This is a genomic window from Methylobacterium sp. J-059 (genome assembly GCF_022829485.1).
Classification (GTDB): domain Bacteria; phylum Pseudomonadota; class Alphaproteobacteria; order Rhizobiales; family Beijerinckiaceae; genus Methylobacterium.
On the sequence record NZ_JAKSYA010000032.1, the window covers coordinates 15,012 to 30,673 of the forward strand.

Below are 15,662 nucleotides of genomic sequence, written 5' to 3' on the forward strand. Positions count from 1 at the left end.
AAACACCCGACGCGCCGCTGTCGTTGTTCAAGCGGAACGGGTTCGGGATAGCGCGATGCGGCGGGTGGTGGTTACGGGTCTGGGGATGGTCACGCCGCTCGGCAGCGGAGTCGAGCACACCTGGAGCCGGCTGATCGCCGGCGACAGCGGCGCCGGGCCGATCACCACCTTCGAGACCTCCGACCTCGCCTGCCGCATCGCCTGCACGGTGCCGCTGGGCGACGGCAGCGACGGCACCTTCGATCCCGACGCGTGGATGGAGCCGAAGGAGCAGCGCAAGGTCGACCCGTTCATCGTCTTCGCGATGGCCGCCGCGGGCCAAGCGCTCGACGATGCCGGCTGGCACCCGACGAGCTACGAGGACCAGTGCGCCACCGGCGTGATGATCGGCTCCGGCATCGGCGGCATCGGCGGCATCTACGACGCCTCGGTGACCCTGAAGGACAAGGGCCCGCGGCGGATCTCGCCGTTCTTCATCCCCGGCCGCATCATCAACATGGCCTCGGGCCAGGTCTCGATCGCGCACGGGCTGAAAGGTCCGAACAGCGCCGTCGTCACCGCCTGCTCCACCGGCACGCACGCGATCGGGGACGCCGCCCGCCTGATCATGCTGGGCGACGCCGACGTGATGGTCGCGGGCGGCGCCGAATCGCCGGTCGACCGGCTGTCGATCGCGGGCTTTGCCGCCTGCCGTGCGCTGTCGACCGGCTTCAACGACACCCCGACCAAGGCCTCGCGCCCCTACGACAAGGCCCGCGACGGCTTCGTGATGGGCGAAGGCGCCGGCGTGGTGGTGCTCGAGGAGTACGAGCACGCCAAGGCCCGCGGCGCCAAGATCTACGCCGAGGTGGTCGGCTACGGCATGTCGGGCGATGCCTACCACATCACCTCCCCCTCGCCGGACGGCGACGGCGCCTTCCGCTGCATGACGGCGGCCGTGAAGCGGGCCGGCATCGACCCGGGCGCGATCGACTACATCAACGCCCACGGCACCTCGACGCCGATGGGCGACGAGCTCGAGCTGCGCGCCGTCGAGCGCCTGCTCGGCGCCTCCGCCGAGGGCGTCGCGATGTCCTCGACCAAGTCGGCCGTCGGCCACCTTCTCGGCGCCGCCGGCGCGATCGAGGCGATCTTCTCGATCCTGACCATCCGCGACGGCGTCATCCCCCCGACCCTCAACCTCGACGACCCAAGCGTCGAGACCGCCCTCGATCTAGTCCCGCACGAGGCCAAGCGCCGGCGGGTGGACATCGCGCTGTCGAATTCGTTCGGGTTTGGCGGGACGAATGCGAGCTTGGTGATGCGGCGGGTTTGATCCTTTACAGCGACCTAAAGTTGAATAACATACCTACAGAAGCGGATTGGCTTGGTCCGCCATCTGAGGTAAATAATGGCGAGCTTGATCAATTCGTTTGCGGCGTATCCATCAAAGCCTCGCATTATATCTGATTGTTTTAATTTAGCAGCAGTCGACTTGAAGGAAATCAACGACCCATTCCATTTGCGGCTTTGGGAAGAGAACGAGATCGTCGGTCAACCCTTAATATCACCTATCCTTGAGCATATTGATGCAAGTCAGCATCTAGTTGCAGACATAACAATCACAAATTTCAATGTCACATTTGAAATTGGTTATGCTATTGCAAAATCCAAGCCCGTCATTCTGACTATGAATAGTGGAATAGATAAAGAGAAGTATACATTTTTCTCAAATTGGTATCTTTGACACCCTGGGCTATCTTGAATATCAAAATTCGTCTCAACTTTTAGATGTAGTCATAGAGCGAGGCGCACTCCTGCGTTAAAATTTACAAAAGCATTAGACCAAAATATTCCGGTGTTTATATTAGAGCCTCCGACTCGAACCGACGCAATGATGCGTTTAGTCGGAAGAGTTAAGAAAGCTCGACTTAAATTTCGTAGTTTCAATCCCTTTGAGGACATGAGATTGTCCGCTCCATTCGCGATGGAGCAGGTAAGCAAATCTCTTGGAGTGATAGTACCCATTCTCTCTTCTGATGAGAAAGACGCCGATATCCACAATATTAGAGCGGCCTTCGTCGCTGGCCTAGCTTATGGTCTAGGAAAAAAATTGCTCCTTATCCAGAATGACGGAGGGCCTGCCCCTCTCGATGTTCGTGACTTTGTTCAGACGTATCGAAATTTTACTCAAATCGATGAGTTCGTACACGATTTTGCTTTTGAGGTTTACGAACTCAAAGGAAGTGCCGTCAGAGAAGAAATAGAAAACAAAAACTTTCTAGCGGATCTGCGCCTCGGCGATCCAATGGCAGAAAACGAAGACTCTACACTCTCGCAATACTACTTGCGAACTGATGAATTTCACCGCGCAATGCGTGGTGAAGTCAATTTGATTGTCGGACGCAAAAGAACTGGAAAGACAGCTCTATTTTTGCAGCTTGTATCTCGCTTTAGTCAGAACAACAAAAACATAGTTGTTGATCTACACCCCGAAGCCTTCCAACTACTTAAACTGAAAGATGATGTTCTAAGTTATCTTGCAGAAGGGGCCCAGAGTCATTTGATAACAGCACTCTGGGAATACATTATTTTGATGGAAATTTGCTATAAAATACTTGAGAAAGACAAGAAGTTCCACTATCGGGATGTCAAGCTGAAGCGGCTATATGATGATCTAGAAAGCAGCTTTGGATCAGATAGTTTAGGCGAAGCAGCTGATTTCTCAGAAAGACTTTCGATTTTATCTGAATCAATTGCCGAGAAATTTCATGAAATAAAGCTGTCCGATGCAGGCTCATCGGATTTCAAGCTGAGTAATTCACAGATAACTCAGTTGATATATCTCAGTGACATAAGACAGTTGAGGGAAAAGGTCACTCAATACTTACTGCAGAAAGATTCGATTTGGATATTGCTCGATAACTTAGATAAAGGCTGGGCATCTGATGGCGTATCCAAAACCGACGTTTTAATGTTGAGGTGTTTGATTGACGCAAACCGAAAAATACAACGCGAACTTTCCAAAAAGGCAGTTTTAATCAGCGCTATTGTCTTCATCCGAAACGATATATACGAATTGCTTGTAAGAAGATCTTCTGATTTCGGTAAGGAACTTCGAGCTTCCCTGGATTGGCAAGACCGAGATCTTCTCAGAGAAATGATGAGAAAAAGATTTGTTCAGAATGATTTTTCTAAGGATAAGACGTTTTCAGACATCTGGTCGGTTCTGTGTATATCCCATATATCAGGAGAGGAAACATCAAACTATATAATAGATCGATGCCTTATGAGACCGAGAAATCTATTGAAAGCTTTCTCGTTGTGCCGTGGCATTGCTGTCAATATGGGCCATGATTCGATTCTACGTGACGACATTATCAAAGGCCTAGAAGCATACTCCAATGACGTCCTCGCTGATGCAAACCGCGAGCTTATTGATATTGAAGTTGATGCAGATAAAATTTTGTATCGATTTTTTGAAGAGAACGAAGTTCATAGAAAAACTGAAGTTATCTCGATGTTCGCGAAGCACAAGCTAACTAACGAAAAAAGCCTACAAATTGTTAATCATCTTTTGTACTATGGATTTTTTGGTATCCGCAGGGGTGGCCATCAGGACTTGTACATATATAATCTTGGATATGACATGACGAAGATGAACATAATAGTAGAAAAACTCGAAGATCCTTTACTTGTTTTAAATCCAGCATTTCATGCGTCGCTTCGTATTCGGGGTTCGACGGATCTTCTTTTGTTAAGCGACTTTCAACAATAAATACTGAATAGGATCTTCTTATTTAAAAACGCTCACCACCCCCGCCGCTCCCCCGCATCCGGCACGCGCCCCTGCGGCGTGAGCCCGTGCACCACCTCCGGCAACACCTGAGACAGCTGCGACAGCAGCGAGTCCCGGTCCATCCCGGTCTGGCTCTGGAGCGCGCCGAGGGTGTCGGGGCCGAGCGCGCGGGCGAGGTCGTGGGGCTCGATGCTGCGGTTGCTGCCGTGGCCGATCCACGAGTCGATCACGTCGCCGAGGCCGCCCTGGCGGAAGCGGTCGACGAGGCCGTCGAGCCCGCCGGTCTCGCCCGATGTTTCATGTGAAACATTTCCTGATTGAGGAACATTGGCTCGGTCGCCGGGGCCGTCGAGCATGCCGGAGAGATCGCTGAAATCGCCGGGCGGCAGCGGCGCGTCGCGGCGGCCGCCCTCCTGGTCGAAGCCGCCGATGTCGCCGGGATCCTGGGCGGAATCGTCGGCGGAGTGGCCGGGATCGCGGCCGTAGGGACCGGCGCCGCCGGAGCGCTCGGTGTCGGGGCCGGGCTCCGGCCGGCGCTGGCCGCCGCCGAACACGTCGCCGAGGGCGCCGCCCAAGCCGCCGCTCGCGCCCTTGGCGAGCAACAGCATCAGCAGCGCCTTCACGATCGGCGACATCGCGCCACCGGCCGCGCCGCCTGGGTTGCCGCCACGTCCGCCGCCGAGCACCTGCCCGAGCACGCCGCCGATCACCGAATCGAGCAGACCCATGGTGGTTTCCTTCAATCAGGGTGGACGGAGCGCACGAAAAAGCCCCCGCCGATCAACGGCGGGGGCCGGGCCGAGGTTGCGTCGTGCCTAGCGGGCGGAGCGCGTGGCGTCGGGCAGGTGCTCTTTCGGGTTCACCCGCGCGGCGCCGACGGTGCCCGTGTCCATCACGTCGGTGCCGGGCGCGAGGGCGCGGGCCGAGGGGACGGTCCCGTTCGGCCGCCCTTCGGCGTCCGGCAGGGTCGCGGCGGTGGGCTGGTCGATGCGGTTGGCCGCCGACTGCGCGCGCGCCGGCTCGACGAAGTCGCCGAGCATTGCGAGTGCACCGGAGCCGGCGAGGCCGGCGGCGAGGAGCGCGGTGGCGGCGAGGCCGGCGCGCGGGCGCAGGGTGAGGCGACGGCGGGCGGAGCGATCGAGTCTCATGGTTTGGGGTCCGTTGCGTGTCTCCGGTGAGCCCGAAGGCTCTCTCTGGAGGGGCAACGCCGGACCGGGGCGCCTCGGTTCCGCGCCAGCTTCAGGTTGTGGGGGGCTCGCTCGGTCGCACCCCCGCGAGGCGTCGGGCGAGCCCGCCGAGCGCGCAGCCGGCGAGGTAGGGCGCCAGCATCGCGACCGCGCTTTCGAGCCAGAACCCGGCGACGCCGGGCACGATCCCCGCGAGGGCGATGCCGGCCAGCACCAGGGTCGCGATCCCGAGCGCCGCGGGAATCGCGGGGCCGGAAGGCGACCCGGCGAGCCGGCCGACGCCGAGCCCGAGCACCAGGGCGGCGAGCGATCCCGGCCACAGGCCGGCGAGGAGAAGCATCACGGGCGAACGGCCTCTTGACGGTCAGGGCAGCACGGCGAAGGCGATGCCCGGCCGGTCCGAAGGTTTGTCCGCGATGCTGAGCTGATCGACGCCGGCGCCGGCCTGGAGCAGGTACTCGACGACCACCCCGGCGCGCAGCCGCGCCAGGTCGGGCTCGGGCGCTTCGGCCGCCTCCCTGGGCTTCGCGTCCTTCGGCTTGGCGTCCTTCGGCTTGGCATCCTTGGCAGGCTTGGCGTCCTTGGACGCCGGCGCGGCCTTCTTGTCCGATGCCTTGGCGTCGGGCTTCGCCGCGTCGCTCTTGGCCGGATCGGGCTTGGCCCCTGCCTGCGCCCCGGACGCGTCGGCGACCTTCGCCTCGGGCGGAGCGGGCGCGGGCTTGGCCGGATCGCCGTGGCCGGCGACCGCGATGCGCAGCGCGGGGCAGGTTTTGGCGAGATCGGCGAGACGATCGAGCACCGGATAGAAGATCGGCGCGAGCGCGCCCGAGCCGGGCGGGAAGCGCAGGCTGGTTCCGCCGACGAGCGCCGTCGCCTCGGCGCGGCAGGCCTCGGGATCGCGCGTCGGCACGGGGGTCTTCGGCACCACCGCGACGGTGGCGCTCCAGCCCGGCGGCATCGCGGCCGGCAGTGTCCGGGCGACCCGTCCCGCGGCCTCGCGATACAGGCTCTCGCCCGAGAGCGTCAGCGTGCGGTCGGCGACCGCGACCTCGCCGCTCGACAGGCTCGCCAGCACCGGCACCGCGGCGGACAGGGCGGCGGCGAGGTCCGGCGGCGCGCCGTCGGCGATGCGGGTGCGGTCGAGGATGCGCTCGCGGAAGAAGCGCGGCTTCACCACCGCGAGCAGCCGGTCGCGCGCTTCCGTATCGGGGAGGTGGCCGGACAGGCTGACGCTGTCGGCCTCGCGCCGGATCGCGACGCGGTAGGGCGAGAGCGGCTTCACCGTGAGCGCCACCGCGCCGGCTCCGACCCCGGGAGGCCTGGCGTCGCGCATCACCGTCTCGATCTCCCCGACGGCCTGGCCGTCGACGGCGTCGCCCGCGACCGACACCCGGGCGCCGTCGAAGCGGGCGCCGCCGCTCTGCATCAGCCCGACGAGGCGGACCAGGAACCGGGCCAGCGCGTCCGGCTCGATGTCCTTGGCGAGGCCGCGGGCGGTGCGCATCTGGTCCTCGACCGCGACGCCGTCGGCGATCTCCGCGGCCAGCCGCCCGATCTCGGCCCGCGCCGCCTCCGAGACCACCGAGCCGGTGAGCACCACCCCGCCGCCGGGGTTTCGCGACACGGCCATGGTGAAGTCGTCGATCCGCGCCGGCAGGACGTCGACCCGGCCGAGCGTGTAGCCCGGCGGCGGCTCGGCGAGCGCGGCGCGCAGCGCGTCGTAGGCGGCGACGTCCACCGCCTCGCCCGAAACGGCGATCGCCATGTCCGTCACCGTGGCGATGGCGCCCGGCGCGAGGTTGCGCAGGCGCGCGACCGCGTAGGCCGCCGCCGCGGGGAAGTCGGGCGGCGCGCCGCGGGCGGCATGGGCCGCGTCGTCGATCGCCGTCTCGTCGGGGATCTCGGCGGCCAGGCGCGTCCGCAAGGCGGCGCGGCCGATCTCCGCCGGGCGGCTGCCGGAGAACGCGATGCGGTCGGGGGCGGTCCGGGTGGCGCTCCAGGCGAAGGGCGCGGCGGTCTCGATCAGCCCGATCTCAGGCACGATCCGGCGCGGCTCGGCCAGCGCCTCCAGCCGGGCGAGCGCCGCCGCGCGCGCGGCCGGCCCCGGCGCCTCGCCCTCGGCGACGATGTCGCGCCCGCGGACCGTGACACGCAGCCAGGGCTCGGGCGATCCGGCCTCGGTCGCCTGCGCCACCGCCTCGCCGGCCTCGGCGATCCGCGCGCCGATCCCGGGCCCGGCGTACAGCGTGGTGCCAACCCAGATCAGCCCGAGCACGGGCAAGCCGAGCAGCCAGCCCTTGGATCGCAGGCCGTCAAGCGATGCGGGCGGATGGCGAGACGGCACGGGCTACGATCCGATGATGGCGGGCGATCCTCGTCTCACAGAGCGCATGATCGGGCACGGGTCCCCTCCCCCGCGCGGGAGAGAGTGCTGAGCCGTGCTTCGAACACGCCGTCCGGTGCCGCCACCCGGAGATGTGTGAGTCCTGGAACTTCTGCACCGGAAACCTGAACCGCCATCGCGGCATCATGAAGGCCGGCGGACGCTCACCCTTCGCGCAGCATCTCCAGCTCGAGCCAGCGCTCCTCGGCGCCGGACAGCTCGACCTCGGCCTGGGCGAGCATCGCCGATGCCTTGTCGAAGCGGGCCGCGTCGCGGGCGTAGAGGCCGGGATCGGCCAGCACCGTGCGCAGCTGCGCGATCGCGCCCTGCAGCTTCTCCATCCGCGCGGGCAGCGTCTTCAGCTCGTGCTGGTCCTTGAAGTTCAGCTTCGCCTTCGACGCGGGCGCCGCGTCCGCCCTTTCGCGAAGGTCGGCCTTTGCGCCGCTCTTGGCGTCGGCTTTTCCCTTGGCGCCGGCGCGCGCCTGCACGCCGATCCCGCGCTGGTTGACCATGTCGGAGTAGCCGCCGGCATACTCGACCCAGCGCCCGTCGCCTTCCGAGACCAGCACGCTGCCGACGACGCGGTCGAGGAAGTCGCGGTCGTGGCTCACCAGGATCAGGGTGCCGGAATAGTCGCCAAGCATCTCCTGCAGCAGGTCGAGGGTCTCCAGATCGAGGTCGTTGGTCGGCTCGTCGAGGACCAGAAGGTTGGCCGGCTGCGCCAGCGCGCGGGCGATCAGCAGCCGGTTGCGCTCGCCGCCCGAGAGCACCGACACCGGGGTGCGCGCCTGCTCGGGGGTGAACAGGAAATCCTTCAGGTAGCCGACCACGTGGCGGCTGACGCCGTTGACGACGACGGAATCGCCGCTGCCGCCGGTCAGCACCTCGGTCACGGTCATGCTCGGCTCCAGCACCGCGCGGGCCTGGTCGAGCAGCATCATCTTCAGGTTGGTGCCCTGGCGGACGCTGCCGTCGTCGGGCTGCAGCTTGCCGGTGAGCAGGTTGATCAGCGTGGTCTTGCCGGCGCCGTTGGCGCCGACGATGCCGAGGCGGTCGCCGCGCATCACCCGCAGGGACAGGTCGGCGACGATCCGGCGCTCGCCGAAGCTCTTGCTCGCGTTCTTGGCCTCCATCACCAGCGTGCCCGAGGCCTCGGCCTCGCCGGCCTGCATCGTCACGGTGCCGACCGGGCGGCGGTCGTCGCGGCGCTCCTTGCGCAGCGCGTGCAGGTTGCCGAGGCGGCGCACGTTGCGCTTGCGCCGGGCGGTGACGCCGTAGCGGAGCCAGTGCTCCTCGTCGTTGATCTTGCGCTCGAGCTTGTGCCGGTCGCGCTCCTCCTCCTCGAAGAACGCGTCGCGCCAGGCCTCGAAGCCGGAAAACCCCTGCTCGATCCGGCGGGTGACCCCGCGGTCGAGCCAGATCGTGGCGCGGGACAGGGCGGAGAGGAAGCGCCGGTCGTGGCTGATCAGCACCATCGCGGCGCGGGTGCCCTTCAGCTCGGCCTCGAGCCACTCGATCGCCGGCAGGTCGAGGTGGTTGGTCGGCTCGTCCAGCAGCAGCACGTCGGGCTCGGGCGCCAGCGCCTGGGCGAGCGCGACGCGGCGGCCCTCGCCGCCCGAGAGCCGCGTCGGGTCCTCGCTGCCGTCGAGGCCGAGGCTCTCGAGCAGGTAGCGGGCGCGGTGATGGGCGTCGCCGTCGCCGAGGCCCGCCTCGACGAAGTCGAGGGTGGTGGCGAAGCCGGAGAAATCCGGCTCCTGGGCGAGATAGCGGATCGTTGTGCCGGGCTGGACGAAGCGGACGCCGCGATCCGGCTCGACGTGCCCGGCGGCGATCTTCATCAGCGTCGACTTGCCCGAGCCGTTGCGCCCGACGAGGCAGGTGCGCTCGCCGGGCGAGACGGAGAACCCCGCTCCCTCGATCAGCGGCGTGCCGCCGAAGGTGAGCGCGATGTCTTGAAGGGTCAGGAGCGGTGGGGCGGCCATGGCCGGGCTTATGGCAGCGCGGCCGCTTCACCACAAATGCCGATGCGCTCAGGCGACCGGGTCGGCGGGGCCGGTCGGCGTCGGCATGCCGGGCGTGGTCACGGGGACCTCGGCCGGGGTGATGCCGGGCGCCTCGCTCGGGGTTTCGCCGGGGATCTCCGGGCCGGGCGCAGGGCTCGGCACGGTCGGCGGGTCGTAGGGCGTGTCGGGGGCCGGCGTTGGGTTCGTCGGCACCTCGGGGATCGCGCCGGGATCGGCCATGGGAAACGCTCCTCGCTGGGGTCGCGGCGCGTCTTGGCGCGCGCCGCGTGACGAGCGTGAACGGCGCGGTCGCGCCGGGTGTTCCGGTGCTACTTCTTGGTCAGCAGCAGGTTGCCTTCCTTGCCGACCATCTTCTTCACCTTGTCGGCGAACAGCGCGAGCAGCAGCGGCAGGTGGCACTCGACGCGCACGCTCTCCTGGCCGACGTCGATCTGGCCGTTCATGTTCTGCTTCATCGCCGAGATCGCGAAGTCGAGGCGGTCGCCGGTCCAGGCGAGGTTCTCGATGGTGACGCCGCTCTTGGCGAGCAAGGCGCGCCCCTGCTCGACGCCGGTCTCGATGCGGCGGCGCGCCTCGTCGCGGCCGAGGTCGTGCGGGATGTCGACGATGAGGGGTTTTGCCATGGCTTTTCGCGCTGCGTCTCCGGTTCAGGCCCGGAGATGGGGCCGGCCGGGGTGCAGGGCAACGCCGGCCGGCCTGCCCATCAGTTCACGACGTGCAGCGAGACGTAGGTGGTGCCGCCCATGCCGAGCGCCCGGGCCGAGCCGCGGGACAGATCGATGATGCGGCCATGGACGAACGGGCCGCGATCGTTGATCCGCACCACGACCGACCGGCCGGTGCGCCGGTTCTCGACGCGGACGCGGGTGCCGAAGGGCAGGCTGCGGTGGGCGGCGGTCATCCCGTTCGGGTTGAAGCGCTCGCCGCTCGCGGTGCGATGGCCGCTGCCGTACCAGGATGCGCCTCCGCTCTGGGCGGCGGCCGGCAAGGAGGCGGCGACGAGCGACAGGGCGGTTCCGAGGGTGACGGCGGCGTTTCTGGCGACGGGTCGGAAATGCATGCTTCGGTCCTTGGCTGTTGACGAGGGCGGCGCCAATCGAGACCGAACGGGGCTGAAATGAGACCCCCACATTTTGGGCAGCCGGATCACATTCCGGCCGAATTTCGAAGATGTCGCCCGCATTCGCCGCTACAAGCAACGCCCAAGCATTTAAGACTTGTCTTTTTCTCGGTGCGAATGCCCGATTACGCTGTGGTATAGTCTTCATGCCCCCGCACAGGGACGCAGGAAGAACCGCCGTCGAGGTCCAAGACGTGCGCTCAGCGAAACCCTGCTGCCCACCCTGCGACTGAGCTTGGCCGTAGCGTGGGGCCGGGCCGGGCTCGTGGGCGCGGCGCCGCGGGCGCCTGCCTGCACCGCCGGTTCGTTCCGGTTCCCGACCGTAGGGGCGCACGACCCGGTCGCCGCGTGGCGGTTGGAGCGATCCATCCGAAGATGCGAGCGCGGAACGCGACAATCGCCGCATCGGGTGCGGTCGATGCGGTCCCGGCAAGGCAAATCGCCGTGATGGGAATGGTTAAGGCGACGTGAACGCGACAGGCCGCGACGATCCAGAAAGAGATCGAAAGCAACGCCAGCCCCAAACCGGGACAGGAAGTTCCACAAATCGGAAACGCGACCTTTACCTTAACGGGGCCATGGTCTGCCGGTCAGTCGCGTAACCGGTGTTTGCCATGGCTTCCCCGCGTACCGTGGTTGCCGACGCCGCCGCCCGGAAACATGTCTCGCGTACCGGGCGCGCTTCGTCGGCACCACGGATGGGTCTCGTACCCGCCGTCCAGCGCCTTCCCCTCGACGAGATCCTCGTCGGCGACTGCATCGCGGCGATGAACCGCCTGCCGGCGTCGTCGGTCGACTGCGTCTTCGCCGACCCACCCTACAATCTCCAGCTCGGCGACGCCTCGCTGATGCGGCCGGACCAGAGCCGGGTCGACGCCGTCGACGACGACTGGGACAAGTTCGCGAGCTTCGCCAGCTACGACAGCTTCACCCGCGACTGGCTCACCGCCTGCCGCCGGGTGATGAAGCCGAACGCCACGCTGTGGGTGATCGGGTCGTACCACAACATCTTCCGCGTCGGCAGCGTGCTGCAGGATCTTGGTTTCTGGATCCTCAACGACATCGTCTGGCGCAAGGCCAACCCGATGCCGAACTTCCGCGGCAAGCGCTTCACCAACGCGCACGAGACCCTGATCTGGGCCTCCCGCTCGGCCGAATCGAAGGGCTACACCTTCCATTACGACGCGCTGAAGGGCGGCAACGAAGACCTTCAGATGCGCTCGGACTGGTTCATCCCGCTCTGCACCGGCGACGAGCGCCTGAAGGGCGCCGACGGCAGCAAAGTCCACCCGACCCAGAAGCCGGAGGCGCTGCTCGCCCGCACGCTGCTCTCGGCGACCAATCCCGGCGACGTGGTGCTTGACCCGTTCTTCGGCACCGGCACCACCGGCGCGGTGGCCAAGCTGCTCGGGCGCCGCTTCATCGGCTGCGAGCGCGAGGCGGTCTACGCCGACGCCGCGCGCCGGCGCATCGACGCGGTGGTGCCGCTGTCGCGGGCCGCGCTCCTCGTCGCGCCGACCAAGCGCGCCGAGCCGCGGGTGCCGTTCCTCGGCGTGGTCGAGGCCGGCCATCTCAAGGCCGGCGACGTGCTCACCGACGAGCGCCGCCGCTTCAGGGCGACGGTGCGGCCGGACGGCCAGCTCGACGTCGGCGTCGCCATCGGCTCGATCCACAAGGTCGGCGCCCTGGTCCAGGGCCTGCCCGCCTGCAACGGCTGGACGTTCTGGCACGCCGAGCGCGCCGGCAAGCTGGTGGTGATCGACACCTACCGCGCGAAGCTCCGCGCGGTGATGGGGGCGGCGGGCTAGAACCGCGCCCCCTTCCCTCCCCCCGACGGATCGCGGGCTTGCCCGAGATCCGCACCTCGTGTGCCCAAGTCGGGCAGGCCCGACTTGGGTGCGGCGGAGGGAATGCGTGCGCGCCGTCAGCGTTTCCGCGTCGTCTTCCGCGCCGGCTTGCGGGCGGGCGGCACGACCTCCGGTTCTCCCTCGAACATCTCGTCCGTCGGCGCCGGCGGCTCGACGATGCGCGGCGTCGGCTTCGGCACCGGGCGGAAGCGCGGCGGGTCCGCGACCGTCTCGGGCGCTTCCCAGACCGCCAGCATCGGCATCGGCGGCGGATCGCGCTTCGGCCGGCCGCGGGGCTTCGCCTCGGATTCCGGCTTCGGATCGAAGGCGTGGGCCAGCACCTTCCTCATCACGCCGGGCAGCGGCTCCGCGTCGAGGTCGCGCCGCGGCGTGAAGCGCATCCCGGCCGGCGCCTGCGTCGACAGCGCGACGCGGGCGAGAAACACGGTCAGCTCCAGCGGGAAATGCGTGAAGCCGTGCCGCACCAGCCCCGGCAGCCGTTTCCAGCGCGCGTCGAGGGGCGCGTCGAGGAGCGCACCTGCGGGGTCGTAGTCCGGTGCCCATGCGCTCATCGGCGGCTCGGCCATGCCGCCGAGCAGGCCTTCCGGCGGCCGAGTGCGCAGCAGGACGGCCTCGTCGCCGGAGCGGACGACGACGAAGGCCGCGCCGCGCCGCAGGGAGCCCTTCACGGCCTTGAGCTTGCGCGGGTAAGTCTCCGGGTTGCCGGCCGCGCGGGCGCGGCAGGGCGCCATCCACGGGCAGAGCGCGCAGGCCGGGCGCTTCGGGGTGCAGATGGTGGCGCCGAGATCCATCACGGCCTGCGCGAAATCGCCGGGCCGGTCGAGCGGCACCAGCGCTTGCGTCACGCGCCGGATCTCGGGCCGGGCGCCGGGCAGCGGCGCCTCGATCGCGTAGAGCCGCGTCATCACCCGCTCGACGTTGCCGTCGACCGCCGCTTCCGGGCGGTCGAAGGCGATCGCCGCGACCGCGCCGGCCGTGTAGGCGCCGATGCCGGGGAGCTTGCGCAGCCCGTCGAGGGTGTCGGGGAAGCGCCCGGCCGCGGCCACCGCCCTGGCGCAGGCGTGGAGGTTGCGCGCCCGGGAATAGTAGCCGAGCCCGGCCCAGGCCGACATCACCGCCTCCTCCGGCGCCGCGGCCAGGGCGTCGACGTCGGGGAAGCGGGCGAGGAAGGTCGCGAAGTAGGGCTTCACCGCGGCGATCGTGGTCTGCTGCAGCATCACCTCGGAGAGCCAGACCCGGTAGGGATCGGGCCGCTCGCCGGGCAGCGCTCGCCACGGCAGCACGCGGCGGTGCCGGTCGTACCAGACCAGCAGGTCGGCGGCCTTCGGAAAGGGTTCGGACGCGGGCATCGCCGGCAGGCATAGCGGCCCGGGCTCTCCACCGAAAGCGCTCCCTTTGCCGCCGGCCTTGCGCTATCCTCGCGCCCGCAACCGGCGGGATGTCCCAAGAACATGGCGCGCGTCAAACCGCTGGCGGAACTGATCGAGGGCTGCATCGGCCCGGCCTTCGCGGCGCAGGGCTTCGCCTCGACCGACATCCTCGCCGCCTGGCCCGACATCGTCGGCGAGCGGCTGGCACGATTCTGCCGGCCCTCGAAGCTCGAATGGCCCAAGCGCAAGCGCCGGACGGACGACGCGCCCGATTCGGGGACGCTGGTGGTGCGGGTCGAGGGCGTGTTCGCGATCGAGCTGCAGCACCTCGCGCCGGTGGTGATCCAGCGCATCAACGCCCATTACGGCTGGGCCTGCGTCGGCCGGATCGTGCTGCAGCAGGACCGGGTCGGCCGCAGCGCCCGGCGCCCGCCGGAGGCGACCGTCGACCCGGGCCGGCGCGGCGAGATCGCGCAGGCGGTCTCGACGATCGAGCACGACGGCCTGCGCGACGCCCTCGACCGGCTCGGGCTCGCCGTCGTCGCGACGTCGGCGAAGCGCTAGGCGCCTTGCCACGATGCGCCCGCGCCGTTACCGCACTCTCAACAAGACGACAGGACGGAACGCGGAGGCAGCCACGGCCATGATCACCCGGCGCGACGCTTTGAAAGCCACGGGCCTCGCCATCGGCGCCGCCCTCATCCTCCCCAAGCTGTCGATGGCGGCGCTCGCCGAGAGCGTGCCGGTCGACGGCCTGATGCAGCCGGGCCCGCTCGGCGACGTCTGGCTCGGGCCGAAGGACGCGAAGGTGACGATCATCGAGTACGCCTCGATGACCTGCTCGCACTGCGCCGCCTTCCACAAGATGACCTATCCGACGCTCAAGGAGCGCTACATCGACACTGGCAAGGTGCGGTTCACGCTGCGCGAGTTCCCGCTCGATCCGCTCGCCACCGCCGCCTTCATGCTGGCGCGCTGCGACGGCGAGGCGAAGTACTACCCGATCACCGACCTGCTGTTCGACCAGCAGCCGGCCTGGGCCTTCACCCCGAAGCCGGTCGACGCCCTGGAGCAGATGCTCAAGCAGGCCGGGTTCTCGAAGGAGAAGTTCGAGGCCTGCCTCAAGGACCAGAAGCTCTACGCGGCGGTCAACGGCGTGAAGCAGCGCGGCCTCGAGACGTTCAAGGTCGATTCGACGCCGACCTTCTTCATCAACGGCGAGCGCTACACCGGCGAGATGACGGTCGACGGAATCGAGAAGATCATCAAGCCGATCCTCGGTGCGTGAGGGTTCCGGGCCGGTCTCGCGCGACGCTGCGCACGCGCACGGCCCCGAGCGTAATTTTCTCAACGCCTGGAATGCCTTAAGCTCGACCTTTCGAGCCTTGACACCCCGGGGCGCCGAAACTAAGGTGCGCCGCGCTCGAAGGAGGCAATCCGCCCGGTTCCGTTCCTCTCGCCGATGTGAGTTCTCGCTGTGAGCGGCAACGACGCAAGGGACGAGGGAGAGACCGGACGGCCCACGCCGCCCGACAGCGAACTCTCAGCGAGGCTCCGACGCCTCGAGACGCAGATCGAACGGAAGCGGCCCCCGGCCCCTCCCGCTCATTCGTCGCGTTCGGGTTCGTCCGGAAGTCCGTCCTCCCTCGGGCAGGCCATGACGCTCTCCACGGAGTTCGTCGCCGGCGTGATCGCGGGAGGGGTGCTCGGCTGGATCTTCGATCGGATGCTCGGGACGAAACCCTGGGGTCTGATCGTACTTCTGATGCTGGGCTTCGTCGCTGGCGTCTTCAACGTGATGCGGGCATCCGGCTTCGCCGGCGCCCGTTCCGGACGGGACACCCCGCGGGATCCGTGAGGGCGACCGGTGTTTTGTGACCATCGATCCGGTTCGGCCATGCGGGCCGCCGGCAACGAGACGTGAGGGCGGAA

General features: G+C 66.9%; 16 protein-coding genes. 7 read left to right on the forward strand and 9 right to left on the reverse strand.

What is annotated here, in order from left to right; genetic code table 11:
* The first annotated feature begins 55 nt into the window (after window positions 1-55).
* The 3 genes from fabF (at window position 56) to MKK55_RS01965 (ending at window position 3,757) form a co-directional block, all read left to right on the forward strand.
* Complete coding sequence (gene fabF / locus MKK55_RS01955; protein WP_243933014.1) at window positions 56-1,315, forward strand: beta-ketoacyl-ACP synthase II; 1,260 nt, start codon at window positions 56-58, stop codon at window positions 1,313-1,315.
* Window positions 1,316-1,390: 75 nt separating this feature from the next.
* The gene (locus tag MKK55_RS01960; protein ID WP_243933015.1) at window positions 1,391-1,726 is read left to right on the forward strand and encodes a hypothetical protein; all 336 of its coding nucleotides are present in this window, start codon (window positions 1,391-1,393) and stop codon (window positions 1,724-1,726) included.
* 222 nt (window positions 1,727-1,948) lie between these two features.
* Entirely contained in the window at window positions 1,949-3,757 is a 1,809-nt protein-coding gene (locus MKK55_RS01965) for a P-loop ATPase, Sll1717 family (RefSeq protein ID WP_243933016.1), read from the forward strand.
* Window positions 3,758-3,789: 32 nt separating this feature from the next.
* Here the strand turns inward: MKK55_RS01965 and MKK55_RS01970 are convergent, their stop codons facing one another.
* The 8 genes from MKK55_RS01970 to MKK55_RS02005 form a co-directional block, all read right to left on the reverse strand.
* Window positions 3,790-4,506, reverse strand: coding sequence for a YidB family protein (locus MKK55_RS01970; protein WP_243933017.1), 717 nt, complete (start codon window positions 4,504-4,506; stop codon window positions 3,790-3,792).
* A gap of 87 nt (window positions 4,507-4,593) precedes the next feature.
* Window positions 4,594-4,926, reverse strand: a complete 333-nt coding sequence (locus tag MKK55_RS01975; RefSeq protein WP_243933018.1) for a hypothetical protein — start codon at window positions 4,924-4,926, stop codon at window positions 4,594-4,596.
* 91 nt (window positions 4,927-5,017) lie between these two features.
* Entirely contained in the window at window positions 5,018-5,305 is a 288-nt protein-coding gene (locus tag MKK55_RS01980) for a hypothetical protein (protein WP_279595942.1), read from the reverse strand.
* A 24-nt stretch (window positions 5,306-5,329) separates the two neighbouring features.
* Window positions 5,330-7,309 (reverse strand): BON domain-containing protein, encoded by a 1,980-nt coding sequence (locus MKK55_RS01985; protein WP_243933020.1) that lies wholly within the window; start codon window positions 7,307-7,309, stop codon window positions 5,330-5,332.
* A 203-nt stretch (window positions 7,310-7,512) separates the two neighbouring features.
* Window positions 7,513-9,330, reverse strand: a complete 1,818-nt coding sequence (locus tag MKK55_RS01990; RefSeq protein WP_243933021.1) for an ATP-binding cassette domain-containing protein — start codon at window positions 9,328-9,330, stop codon at window positions 7,513-7,515.
* A gap of 48 nt (window positions 9,331-9,378) precedes the next feature.
* Complete coding sequence (locus MKK55_RS01995) at window positions 9,379-9,591, reverse strand: hypothetical protein (RefSeq protein WP_147729106.1); 213 nt, start codon at window positions 9,589-9,591, stop codon at window positions 9,379-9,381.
* Between the two features lie 89 nt (window positions 9,592-9,680).
* A complete protein-coding gene (locus MKK55_RS02000) occupies window positions 9,681-9,995 on the reverse strand; it encodes a polyhydroxyalkanoic acid system family protein (protein ID WP_147729107.1) in 315 nt (104 codons plus the stop codon).
* A gap of 80 nt (window positions 9,996-10,075) precedes the next feature.
* A complete protein-coding gene (locus MKK55_RS02005; RefSeq protein ID WP_243933022.1) occupies window positions 10,076-10,432 on the reverse strand; it encodes a septal ring lytic transglycosylase RlpA family protein in 357 nt (118 codons plus the stop codon).
* 674 nt (window positions 10,433-11,106) lie between these two features.
* Here MKK55_RS02005 and MKK55_RS02010 point away from each other — a divergent pair.
* Complete coding sequence (locus MKK55_RS02010; RefSeq protein WP_279595941.1) at window positions 11,107-12,300, forward strand: site-specific DNA-methyltransferase; 1,194 nt, start codon at window positions 11,107-11,109, stop codon at window positions 12,298-12,300.
* A 116-nt stretch (window positions 12,301-12,416) separates the two neighbouring features.
* Here MKK55_RS02010 and mutY read toward each other — a convergent pair whose 3' ends face one another.
* Window positions 12,417-13,709, reverse strand: a complete 1,293-nt coding sequence (mutY, locus tag MKK55_RS02015) for an A/G-specific adenine glycosylase (RefSeq protein ID WP_243933026.1) — start codon at window positions 13,707-13,709, stop codon at window positions 12,417-12,419.
* 102 nt (window positions 13,710-13,811) lie between these two features.
* Between mutY and MKK55_RS02020 the strand changes: the two genes are divergently transcribed.
* The 3 genes from MKK55_RS02020 to MKK55_RS02030 all read left to right on the forward strand — a co-directional run bounded on the left by MKK55_RS02020 (window position 13,812) and on the right by MKK55_RS02030 (window position 15,588).
* Window positions 13,812-14,294 carry a DUF721 domain-containing protein gene (locus tag MKK55_RS02020; RefSeq protein ID WP_243933027.1) on the forward strand — a complete coding sequence of 161 codons (483 nt, stop codon included), beginning with the start codon at window positions 13,812-13,814 and terminating at the stop codon, window positions 14,292-14,294.
* 79 nt (window positions 14,295-14,373) lie between these two features.
* A complete protein-coding gene (locus MKK55_RS02025) occupies window positions 14,374-15,018 on the forward strand; it encodes a DsbA family protein (protein ID WP_147727168.1) in 645 nt (214 codons plus the stop codon).
* 189 nt (window positions 15,019-15,207) lie between these two features.
* Entirely contained in the window at window positions 15,208-15,588 is a 381-nt protein-coding gene (locus MKK55_RS02030; RefSeq protein ID WP_147727169.1) for an AtpZ/AtpI family protein, read from the forward strand.
* The last annotated feature ends 74 nt before the right edge of the window (window positions 15,589-15,662 follow it).